Genomic DNA, 10,869 nt, shown 5'->3' with positions numbered 1-10,869 from the left:
CATGTGTTTGAGCGCCACAGGGATGTGCTTGCAGCGTGTCGGTGGAGTAGACCCTTCGTTCGGCCTTTACTGAGCAGCTAATAGACCAGTTACTTACTCAGTTTGGTATGAGAGGAAAGCATAACCGTATAGCTGCAAATTCGTGTTGTTCACCTCACTCCTCACCATTTACGGCTAACAACGTATTTCGGACATAAAAAAAGCCGCGCCCTAGGGCACGGCTTATAGATTCTTTGGGTGAGGTAGTCTCTTACAGAGGAACTACGTTCTCAGCCTGAGGACCTTTCTGACCTTGAGCTACTGTGAACTCAACAGCCTGGCCTTCTGCCAGAGTTTTGAAACCCTGGCTCTGGATAGCACTGAAGTGTACGAATACATCAGGGCCTGATTCTTGCTCGATGAAGCCAAAACCTTTTGACTCATTGAAGAACTTTACTTTACCTTTAACGATATTAGACATACCTAAATCCTGTAAACAAATCTACCATAAATACGCGTGCTTGAAAAAATACAGATTTAACTTATGAAATACAGGACGAGGTACTACAAGAACATCGTAACAAGAACATAAATATAACTATATTTTTCGAGCTGCAAGCACTCTAACCGGTTATCGTATTCAGGTCAACAGCTATTTTACCTGATAATGAGCATCGGCTGCATAAACGGACGTGGCCTCCGGGCCGGACTATTCAGTGCGGGGGGTATGTATTAGCATGCGCCCTCAGCTTTTAACCCCAGACCAAGAGAGTGACATGTCCGAATTATATTGTGTGGCCCGCTTCAGGGCGCGCCATGGCCAGGCGGCAGCGTTGCAGCAAGCACTGAAGAGCCTGATCAGCGAGACACACAGAGAAGAAGGGTGCCTGCTATATCAACTTAGCGAAGAAGTACCCTATGCCGGTGCCAACGGTGAACCCTGGGACTGCGTCTTTATTGAGCACTGGGCCAGCCGGGAAGCCTTTGATGCCCACTGTGCCCAGCCGTACATCAAAGACTACTTTGAACAAGTCGCCCCGGAGCTGGTAGCCGAAGCCGATGTCAGGCTACATCGGCCGATTTAAGCAGGCATGGTTCAGCGGCGAAAGGTCAGATCGCCCTTGAACATCATTTCTACCCGCAGAGTCACACCGAACTGTGCATCGTAATTTTGTTCCCGGGGAAAATGCAGCTCCGGGATCAAGTCGATAAACAGGATTTCCCGGTGCAGGTTGCGCCGGTAGTGTGTATAAAGATAATAATCGTGCAGGCGAGGGGTGGAGGCACTGCGGCCCACCGCCACGGCGGCATAACGCATGACGCTGCGCGAGCCGAGTATCTGGTTAAGCTCAACGCCTTCCGAATACTCCAGCGTATCGACTTCTTCCTGCCACTGAACGTTGGTAATAAAGCGTAAGTGGTGGTTTTCATCCAGGGGGCGGCCCAGATCCCACTTGCTGCGCACCGAATATCCCTCTTCATTAAACCAGGAAGCCCGGTTATAGGATTCCAATTGCCAGGGCGACTCCAGATCCCACAAACGCTCGCCAGTAAAGCGGACATAAGGATCCGGTGGCCAGCGCACCTTAACCCCGGCACCCGTCTGTAAATCCCAGGCTTGGGTCTTGTCTCTATTACCTAGTTTGCTCAACCCGATAATAGTGCTGCCCAGGCCACGTTGATCGTTACGTAACCGGTTGGAGCCTTGCTCGGCCAGTGTGCCTTCCGACTCTTCCGGATCACTTTCAATAATAAAACGCAGCCGTTCCTTGGTGGTAGGCAGGTCAAGACGAAAGCGCACCCCGGTATCGCCGCTAAAGTCATCCATTTCGCTCCATTCCAGCTCTTGGCTCAGACGCAGGTAAGAATTGTTTTCTACCTTAAGGCTGTCGTCACTACCAAAGAAGCCATCAATGTTTCGCGAACTATTGGTGACCCAGTTAGTCATGGTGTCGTGCATGGGGGCTATTTTCTCTACCGCCCAGCCGGGTAAGTCACTGTCGTCTATTGCATCTACATCGACTTCTTCAGCACTTACCGTGTGAGCCATTGCCAACAAGGCCAACAAACATATTTTTTTCATGGCGACATCCCTTTGCCTTTTGCTCAAGATTATGTTTTTTAGAGTAAAGATGCCAACGTCATCAACAATAATAACTGAAGACCTGGAGATGAAACCAGCACGGGTCGGTAGGAAGAGGAGCAGAAGAGGGGAGCGACAGGCACAAAAAAACCAGCACACAGGCTGGTTAAATAGAACAGTTTAATACTTATTGTTTTAATCTGGTGCCGGCACCAAGAGTCGAACTCGGGACCTACTGATTACAAGTCAGTTGCTCTACCAACTGAGCTATGCCGGCCTTAACTGGTCACACAAAAATGGTGCCCGGAGACAGAATCGAACTGCCGACACGGGGATTTTCAATCCCCTGCTCTACCGACTGAGCTATCCGGGCGTAATATGCATTGCTGCATACTTTTAAAACTTGACTACTTACTTCAAAAATGGTGCCCGGAGACAGAATCGAACTGCCGACACGGGGATTTTCAATCCCCTGCTCTACCGACTGAGCTATCCGGGCGTAGCACGCTTTACAGCATACATTTAAAACTTAACTATTTACTTCAAATTTGGTGCCCGGAGACAGAATCGAACTGCCGACACGGGGATTTTCAATCCCCTGCTCTACCGACTGAGCTATCCGGGCTGACGGGGCGTAATTAGATAAGATTGGCCCTGCCAAGTCAACCGCTTTTTCAAACACATAAGCGCGTTCGCTCAAGCCTTGAACAAAGCGGTGGTTTAGTCTGCAGCTGGAGGGGTGTAACCCTCGACTTTTACCTCGGCGCCTTCAAATAAATAGGCCACCATTTCCTGTTCCAGCAACTGCCTGTGTTCGGCATTCATCATGTTCAGCTTCTTTTCGTTGATCAACATGGTTTGCTTGTGTTGCCAACCGGCCCAGGCTTCTTTGGATATATTGTCATAAATACGCTTGCCCAATTCACCGGGGTAAAGTTGAAAATCGAGGCCTTCGGCTTCTTTTTGTAAACGTTGGCAAAAAACAGTACGGCTCATGAATGATTCCTCTTATGCAATTGCGGGTAGGCGAGCAGCTTTTTTGTGGCCGCTGCCAGGCCGACCGACGCGGGTTGTTCCAAGTTATACCAAAGTCGCTCCGATCCGGCCATGATCTCGGCGGGGATCTGCGGTAATTCTACCAGCCACGGCGTAATATCAAGATGAAAGTGGCTAAATGTATGACGAAAGCCGGGCAGCTGGGCAGGCTCCGAGGCATCCGGGTAACGTTTCAGCCAGTTTCTGAGTTCATGCTCGTCATGAAACTCGGGAAAACAGTACAAACCGCCCCAAATCCCCTGGGGTGGCCGTTGCACCAGCAGAATCTGCGATCCCTGTTTCAGCAGGAGAAAACTGGCCTGCTTTTCCGGTTGCACCGTCTTTTTCGGTTTGGAATGGGGAAAGGCAGTGGGGGTACCCAGTGCCAGCGCCTGGCAGTCAGCTTGCACCGGACAAAGCTCGCACTTAGGCTTGGAGCGAGTGCAAATGGTCGCTCCCAGATCCATCATGGCCTGATTGTATTGGGTGACGCCTTGTGATGGGGTTAACTGCTCTACCAGTTGCCAAAGGGCGTGTTCCACGTCTTTTTTGCCCGGCCAGCCAACCTGAGCCTGCCAGCGAGCCAGTACGCGTTTGACGTTGCCATCCAGAATGCCATGGTGCTGACCCAGTGACAGGGAAAGTACGGCCCCGGCGGTGGAGCGGCCTATGCCCGGCAGACCCAGTACCTCTTCGAACTGCTCGGGAAAGTGGCCCTGATAGTGATCGCGAATCACCTGAGCGGCTTTATGCAGATTACGAGCCCGGGCATAGTAACCCAGGCCGGTCCACAGATGCAGCACCTCGTCGGATTCGGCATTGGCCAGGCTTACCACATCGGGAAAGCGGGCCATAAAGCGCTCGTAGTAAGGGATCACTGTGGCTACCTGAGTTTGCTGCAGCATGATTTCGGACACCCATACCCGGTAAGGTGTTTTTTGCTGCTGCCAGGGCAGGGTTTTGCGGCCATGTTGTTCATACCAGGCCAGTACGCGCTGGGCAAAAGAAACTGTATTCACAATATCGACTGTCTAAAAAAGAATGGCGGGATCAGAGCACAGTGGTGCTGTTAGTGCAAACCAGCCAATATTCCGGGTAACCGAGGGAATTCCCGGCGTTTGGAAGCGTATGACCCTGTCAAGCGCACTCTTTTGCGCTTGGTAGTTTGTTATTGGATTGTTTTCTGATACAAAAGGAGAGTTTTATTGGCGCCCGCCAAGCCCGCTTTTAGAGAGACCTTTATGCAACCCTTTTTTGCTCAGCGCTTTGCCAAGGTAGAGCCGTCCTTCATTCGTGAAATCCTTAAAGTCGCGATGAACCCAGACGTCATTTCATTTGCTGGCGGTTTACCCAACCCGGCCTTTTTCCCTCACGAAGCCCTGGCGACGGCCAGCGCCAAGGTACTGCAGAACAATGGCAACAGTGCCCTGCAGTATTCCGCGACCGAAGGGTTTGCTCCGTTAAGAGAATATATTGCCGAACGTTACTTTCAGCAGCACGGCATGCGAGTGTCTGCGGATAATATTCTGATCACCAACGGTTCACAGCAGGCGCTGGACTTGCTGGGCAAGGTGCTGGTTGACGAAGGTGACAAGCTGATCATTGAAGAGCCCGGCTATCTGGGTGCCATTCAGGCGTTGTCGGTTTATCAGCCTGAGTTTCAGGGAGTGTCCTTGAATGAAGACGGCCTGGATTTGAATGAGCTGGATTCCCTGCTGGCCGAGCCTGATCATGCCCGCCTGCTGTATGGCGTCACCAACTTTCAGAACCCCACCGGTTTAAGCTACAGCCGTGAAAACCGCCAGGCGGTGGCCGACCGCTTGATCAAGCATAATGTGCTGATGATTGAAGATAACCCTTATGGCGAGCTGCGCTTTGAAGGCGAGCATATACCACCGGTTGCCAAGCTGGCGCCCGATAATGTGGTGCTGTTGGGATCTTTCTCCAAAGTGGTGGTTCCGTCGTTCCGTTTAGGCTGGATGTTAATGCCGGACTGGCTACGCCAAAAGGTCATGATTGCCAAGCAAGCGTCCGATTTGCATACCAATGGCTTCGTACAGCAGGTGCTGCACGGCTATCTGCAAGAAAATGATCTGGATGAACATATAGATAGCATTCGTACCGTGTATGGCCGCCAGAAAGTTGCCATGGAGCAGGCCTTGTTAAAATACTGCCCGGGTATCGACTTTACGCGGCCCGAGGGCGGTATGTTCTTGTGGTTGAAATTGCCACAGCACATCGATGCCATGTCGCTGTTCGATCTGGCGATCAAGGAAAACGTGGCCTTCGTGCCCGGTCAGCCCTTCTATGTGCGCCCCGACATCCTGAATACCGCTCGCCTGAGCTATGCCGGTGCCGACGAGACCACCATAGAAGAGGGCATCAAGCGACTGGGACGAGTGCTGAGTCAGGTACTTTGACCCATAGCTGGAAGCTTTAAGCCATAAGTTGTCAGTAAAACAAGCACCTGTTCTCGGTGCTTGTTTGTTTTTGCAGCTTGGTCTGTGGCTTGAAAAGTAGTTTACTGCTTTATTTTTCCTCATTTACCATTAAAAATTCAACAGACCAAGTTTCTACTCAACAGATAAACTTGGCGTTTATAGCTGACAGCTTCACGCTTATCGCTGTGTTTGAGCTTGCACCTTGGGCTTAACTTTGGATAATTCGCTCATTTATGCCCGCCGGAGAAAACAAATGACAGACGAACACCAGGCCGACCAAACCGAAAACGAGCTGCGCAAACGTAAAATCCGCAGTTTTGTACGTCGCGAAGGCCGCTTGACCAAAGGTCAGGAGAAAGCCATGACCGAACAATGGCCCATCATGGGCATTGAATATGCGCCTGGCTTGCTCGATTTGGATGCAGTGTTCAAACGCTCGGCTCCTCGGGTGCTGGAAATTGGTTTTGGCATGGGCGCTTCTCTGGTCGAGATGGCTAGCGTCGCTCCCGAGCAGGACTACATTGGCATTGAAGTGCACACCCCGGGTGTGGGGGCCTGTCTGATGGGGGCGGCTGACGCCAAGCTGACCAACCTGCGAGTCATGTGTCACGATGCAGTGGAAGTGTTTGAGCATATGCTGCCCGAGCAAAGCCTGGACAGGGTACAGCTGTTTTTCCCCGATCCCTGGCATAAAACCCGTCATCACAAGCGCCGTATTGTCCAGCCGGCGTTCGTGGAAATGCTGCGCAGCAAGCTGAAGATTGGCGGTGAATTTCATATGGCAACCGATTGGGAAAACTATGCCGAGCATATGCTGGAAGTCATGCAGGCAGCCCCCGGTTATGTCAATGCTTCCCCCACCGGCGATTATATGCCGCGGCCCGATTACCGGCCGCTCACCAAGTTTGAGCAGCGCGGCCACCGCCTGGGGCATGGCGTTTGGGATCTGATTTTTACCCGCACGAAGTAAGCGCCCAAGACCGTGAGGGGTAAGGTGTGAGGGGAAGGCCCAAACACCGGATCTGCCGAGGTGGGGTTTTATTCCTCACGCCTGACACCTCACTCTTCACATTTCACTCTTTACCCCTTGCCCCTCACACTCCCAAATAGAGGTAATGCACTCGTGACTCAACAGCAAGCAGTATTTAATCAGGGTTTAATGCGTTTTTTACAATCCTCGCCTAGCCCCGCCCACGCAGTAACGGCCATGGTGCGTCAGCTTGAAGAGGCCGGCTACCAGGCACTAAACGAAGGCGATGAGTGGCAATTACAGCCCGGTCAGGGGTATTGGGTAACGCGTGGAGGCCGCTCACTGATTGCGTTTCGCCTGGGTGAACAGCCGGTCGCCGAGGGCGGTGTCCGCATGATAGGCGCCCACACCGACAGCCCCTGCTTAAAAGTGAAGCCCAAGGCGGAGCTGTTGCGTCAGGGCTGCTTGCAACTTGGGGTCGAAGTGTACGGCGGCGTCTTGATGCATCCCTGGTTTGACCGGGATCTTTCCCTGGCTGGCGAGATTCACTTTCGCGATGAGGCGGGCAAGTTACAGTCGGCCCTGCTGGATGTAAAAAAACCGATAGCGATTATTCCTTCTTTGGCGATCCACCTGAACCGGGAAGCCAACAAGAACTCTGAAATCAATGCCCAGCTACATTTACCCCCCGTGCTGGGGCTGGAAACCGGCGAACACTCGAGTGGTAACTCAAGCCAGGGCCCCAGTCTGATATTGCGCCAGTTGTTGGCAGGCTGGTTGCGTCAAGAAGGCCATTCAGTGGATGAAGTGGTGGATTATGACTTGTGTTTTTATGATACCCAGCCACCGGCTTTAGTGGGCCTGGAGCAGGAGTTTATCAGCTCTGCTCGCCTGGATAATCTTTTGTCCTGTTACACCGGCTTGCATGCCCTGTTGGTGGCCAGCACACTGGCGGTAGATGCACCGCAGGCAGCCACCTCTTTACTGGTATGTAACGACCATGAAGAAGTGGGCAGTGCCTCTGCCATAGGCGCAGAAGGGCCATTTCTGGAAAGCGTATTGCGCCGTTTAAGTGGTGAAGAGCAGAAGTACCAGCGCATGATGGCGCGTTCACTGCTGATTTCTTGTGATAACGCCCACGCCATACATCCCAACTACGCCGACAAGCATGATGAAAACCACGGCCCCCAAATCAATGCGGGCCCGGTGATCAAAGTGAATGCCAACCAGCGTTATGCCACCAGCAGCGAAACCAGCGCCCTGTTCAGCAGTTTCTGTGACATGGCCAGGGTGCCCTATCAGCATTTTGTCGTCAGATCGGACATGGGCTGCGGCAGCACCATAGGGCCGATTGCCGCCACCAAGCTAGGCGTAAGGGTGGTCGACGTCGGTGCGCCACAATGGTCCATGCATTCCATCCGCGAAACCGCCGGAACCAAGGATGCCTGGTACCTGGCACAGGCGCTGCAAGCCTTTATCAGCCAGTGGGACGGGCAGTAACGTACGTAAGGGGTGAAGGGTGAGGGGTTAAACACTGGGTTTACAGACGCGGATGTTACTCCTCACACTTTGCCTCTAACTCCTTACTGGCTAGCCAGCGTCAGATACTTTTCATGTAGCTGCGCCACGGCGGCTTTTATCAGGCTACGATCCTGGCCGTTGTTATCTATGACATCATCTGCCGCAGCCAGGCGCTGTTCTCGACTGGCCTGGCTGGCCATAATGGCATTAACCTGCGCCTCATCGGCCTGGTCACGCTGCATGGTTCGGGCGACTTGCTGCTCGGGCGAGACGTCGACCACCAGCACACGGTGACATAAACCGGTGAGTTTGTTCTCTACCAATAAAGGCACCACCAACAAGCAGTAGGCCGACTGTGCCGACTGACAGGCGGCCATCATGCGTTCACGGATCAGGGGATGCAGCAAGGCCTCCAGCCAATGGCGATCGGCGGGGTTTTCAAAAATACGCTGGCGCAGCTTACTGCGGTTGAGGCTGCCGTCTTCGGCAATCACGTCCGGGCCAAAATGGGCGGCAATGGCATCGAGTACCGGCTCGCCCACCGCGACCACGTCACGGGCGATAATATCGGCATCCACTATGGTCACGCCTTGCTCGGCAAACCAGTTGGCAATGGTGCTTTTACCACTGCCGATCCCCCCGGTTAACCCCACGATATACGTCATAACGCCACACTCCAATACCAGTTTATCAATTGCGACCCCCAAATCAGGTAAGCCCAGCCGGCCAAGGCCAGGGCGGGCCCGAAGGGAAGGGCACGGTCGGCACCTAAACGTCGGCTGGCCATCAAGGACAGGCCGATAACAGAGCCCACCACAGAAGATAATAGCAAGATAGGCAGCACGGCCTGCCAGCCAAACCAGGCTCCCAGGGCCGCGAGTAACTTGAAGTCACCATAGCCCATGCCTTCCTTGCCGGTGGCGAGTTTAAACAGCCAATACAGGCTCCATAACACGCCATAACCAATCGCAGCCCCCAGAACGGCATCTTGCAGTGACACAAACAGCGTATTGATATTGAGTAGTAGTCCGAGCCACAGTAGTGGCAGCGTCAGGTTGTCTGGCAACAGCAGATGATCGATATCGATCATCGTCATACACAGTAAGGTCCAGCTGAGTATGATTGCGGCGAATAGTTGTGGGCTGGCACCAAAGCGCCATAGGGCGAGGGCCGACAGGATGGCGGCGGTCACTTCTATCAATGGATAGCGTGTCGACACCCTGGCCTGGCAGTAGCGGCAGCGCCCCTTCAGGTAGAGCCAGCTTAATAGCGGAATATTATCTAAGGCACTCAATTGGTGCTGACAATGCGGGCACCGAGATCGGGGAGTGCACAAGTTAAAGGCGGGCTGCGCCGGCGTGTTCGAGCCGTTGAGTTCGGCACATTCATTCTGCCATTCGCGTTGTAACATCAGTGGCAGTCGATAGATGACGACATTTAAAAAGCTGCCGACCAGAAGACCCAGCAAGATAACGATGACATACAGTGCAATGTCGTTTGTGGTTAGCCATTGGCTCAGGGCAGCCATTTCTGTTCCTTATGAAAAAAGTGCGGGAAGGAGTCGAGAAGACATCAAGCCGGGACCAGGAGTTAGCGAATGACGTTACCCAGGTCAAAGATAGGAAGATACATGGCTATGACCAGGCCGCCAACCAAAATCCCCAGTACCAGCATCATCAGCGGCTCGATTAGGCTGGTCAGCCCACTGATGGCGTTATCCACTTCATGTTCGTAAATGCCGGCAACCTTGTCCATCATGCCGTCTATGGCGCCGGTTTCTTCTCCTATGGTGACCATTTGTATCACCATATCCGGAAACAGCTGAGTGGCACGCAGCGCCATGTTCATCGGCAGGCCGGCGACCACGTCGGCGCGCACCTGCAACACCGCCTGGCGATAAATCCGGTTGCCGCTGGCGCCGGCCGCAGAGGTGAGTCCGTCGACCAGGGGGATGCCGGCGGCAAAGGTGGTGGCCAGGGTGCGGGCAAAACCGGTTAAGGCGGCCTTGCGAATAATGATGCCTATTATGGGTAAGTTCAGTAACAGACGATCGCTGGCCTGGCGTACCCGGGGGGAATAGCACCAAAGGCGATGATACAGAAACAGGATGAACACTGTGCCCATGAGTATGCTCAGCCAGCTGTTCTGCAGTCCGCGAGACAAGCTGATTACCCATTGGGTAAACAGAGGGAGAGGAGCGCCAAAGCCGGCGAACACCTCCTCAAATTGCGGGATCACGAACAGCAGCAGGATGACGGTGACCAGGCCGGCAACCAGCAGTACCATGGCCGGATAAAACAGGGCTTTTTTAATGGTCGATTTGAGTCTTTCGGTTTTTTCTCGATAAATCGCTATCTGTTCAAAAATGTGCTCCAACGCACCGGTTTGTTCGCCAGAGTGCACCAGGTCGCAATAGAGCTCGTTAAATTGATGAGGAAACTTTTCCAGAGCAGCCGACAAGGGGGTGCCGTTTTCTACATCACTGGCGAGGCTGGTTACGAGCTGGTGCAGGCTGCTTTTTTGTGTGGAGCGGGCAATCAGGCGCAGGCTTTGTACCAGAGGAACGCCCGCGCCGAGCAGGGTGGCAATTTGGCGGGTAATCACCGCTATGTCTGCCGCTTTTATCCTGCTGTTGTATTGCGTGAGCAGGCTGCGTCGTTGGCGCCGAATTCGGGTGGGGGTTATCCCCTGACGTTGTAGCTGATATTTAACGGCCAGCTGGCTGGTTTCCTGCACCGAGCCGCTTACTTTCTGTCCCTGTTGATTCATGCCCTGCCACTGGTATTGCCGGTATTCTTCCTCCATGTATTCACCTCGCTCTAGGGTCTGTTGACCTTTCG

General features: G+C 53.3%; 11 protein-coding genes and 4 tRNA genes. 4 read left to right on the top strand and 11 right to left on the bottom strand.

From position 1 onward, the window contains the following. Window positions 1-250: 250 nt before the first annotated feature. Window positions 251-460 (bottom strand): cold-shock protein, encoded by a 210-nt coding sequence (locus ACN0VL_RS01275; protein ID WP_188628770.1) that lies wholly within the window; start codon window positions 458-460, stop codon window positions 251-253. A 295-nt stretch (window positions 461-755) separates the two neighbouring features. Here ACN0VL_RS01275 and ACN0VL_RS01270 point away from each other — a divergent pair, with 295 nt between their 5' ends. After that, the gene (locus ACN0VL_RS01270) at window positions 756-1,064 is read left to right on the top strand and encodes a putative quinol monooxygenase (RefSeq protein WP_417614310.1); all 309 of its coding nucleotides are present in this window, start codon (window positions 756-758) and stop codon (window positions 1,062-1,064) included. A gap of 11 nt (window positions 1,065-1,075) precedes the next feature. On the opposite strand, the gene ACN0VL_RS01265 is transcribed toward ACN0VL_RS01270, so the two are convergent. The 7 genes from ACN0VL_RS01265 to mutY form a co-directional block, all read right to left on the bottom strand. Then, window positions 1,076-2,062, bottom strand: coding sequence for a hypothetical protein (locus ACN0VL_RS01265; protein ID WP_417614309.1), 987 nt, complete (start codon window positions 2,060-2,062; stop codon window positions 1,076-1,078). A gap of 201 nt (window positions 2,063-2,263) precedes the next feature. Continuing rightward, window positions 2,264-2,339 (bottom strand) — tRNA-Thr (locus ACN0VL_RS01260). A 20-nt stretch (window positions 2,340-2,359) separates the two neighbouring features. Further along, window positions 2,360-2,435, bottom strand: a tRNA-Phe gene (locus ACN0VL_RS01255). Between the two features lie 50 nt (window positions 2,436-2,485). Next, window positions 2,486-2,561 (bottom strand) — tRNA-Phe (locus ACN0VL_RS01250). A 50-nt stretch (window positions 2,562-2,611) separates the two neighbouring features. Next, window positions 2,612-2,687: transfer RNA gene (locus ACN0VL_RS01245), tRNA-Phe, on the bottom strand. A 95-nt stretch (window positions 2,688-2,782) separates the two neighbouring features. Further along, the gene (locus ACN0VL_RS01240) at window positions 2,783-3,058 is read right to left on the bottom strand and encodes an oxidative damage protection protein (RefSeq protein ID WP_417614308.1); all 276 of its coding nucleotides are present in this window, start codon (window positions 3,056-3,058) and stop codon (window positions 2,783-2,785) included. Continuing rightward, window positions 3,055-4,116: an A/G-specific adenine glycosylase gene (gene mutY, locus ACN0VL_RS01235; protein ID WP_417614307.1), complete on the bottom strand. Its 1,062-nt coding sequence runs from the start codon at window positions 4,114-4,116 to the stop codon at window positions 3,055-3,057. The genes ACN0VL_RS01240 and mutY overlap by 4 nt, the downstream gene beginning before the upstream one ends. 222 nt (window positions 4,117-4,338) lie before the next feature. Between mutY and ACN0VL_RS01230 the strand changes: the two genes are divergently transcribed. The 3 genes from ACN0VL_RS01230 (at window position 4,339) to ACN0VL_RS01220 (ending at window position 8,008) form a co-directional block, all read left to right on the top strand. Beyond that, entirely contained in the window at window positions 4,339-5,517 is a 1,179-nt protein-coding gene (locus tag ACN0VL_RS01230; protein WP_417614306.1) for a PLP-dependent aminotransferase family protein, read from the top strand. Window positions 5,518-5,791: 274 nt separating this feature from the next. Then, window positions 5,792-6,508: a tRNA (guanosine(46)-N7)-methyltransferase TrmB gene (trmB, locus tag ACN0VL_RS01225; protein WP_417614305.1), complete on the top strand. Its 717-nt coding sequence runs from the start codon at window positions 5,792-5,794 to the stop codon at window positions 6,506-6,508. Window positions 6,509-6,661: 153 nt separating this feature from the next. Continuing rightward, complete coding sequence (locus ACN0VL_RS01220; RefSeq protein WP_417614304.1) at window positions 6,662-8,008, top strand: M18 family aminopeptidase; 1,347 nt, start codon at window positions 6,662-6,664, stop codon at window positions 8,006-8,008. A gap of 83 nt (window positions 8,009-8,091) precedes the next feature. Here the strand turns inward: ACN0VL_RS01220 and coaE are convergent, their stop codons facing one another. The 3 genes from coaE to ACN0VL_RS01205 form a co-directional block, all read right to left on the bottom strand. Next, window positions 8,092-8,694 (bottom strand): dephospho-CoA kinase, encoded by a 603-nt coding sequence (gene coaE, locus ACN0VL_RS01215; RefSeq protein WP_417614302.1) that lies wholly within the window; start codon window positions 8,692-8,694, stop codon window positions 8,092-8,094. Next, the gene (locus ACN0VL_RS01210; RefSeq protein WP_417614301.1) at window positions 8,691-9,557 is read right to left on the bottom strand and encodes a prepilin peptidase; all 867 of its coding nucleotides are present in this window, start codon (window positions 9,555-9,557) and stop codon (window positions 8,691-8,693) included. Before ACN0VL_RS01210 ends, coaE begins: the two co-directional genes overlap by 4 nt. Window positions 9,558-9,619: 62 nt before the next feature. Further along, a complete protein-coding gene (locus ACN0VL_RS01205; RefSeq protein WP_417614300.1) occupies window positions 9,620-10,834 on the bottom strand; it encodes a type II secretion system F family protein in 1,215 nt (404 codons plus the stop codon). Between the last annotated feature and the right edge of the window lie 35 nt (window positions 10,835-10,869).

The organism is Oceanisphaera sp., from assembly GCF_048268965.1.
Lineage (GTDB): Bacteria > Pseudomonadota > Gammaproteobacteria > Enterobacterales > Aeromonadaceae > Oceanimonas.
The sequence above is the reverse complement of the archived record's forward strand: the minus strand, read 5'-3'. Positions and strand labels throughout refer to the sequence as shown.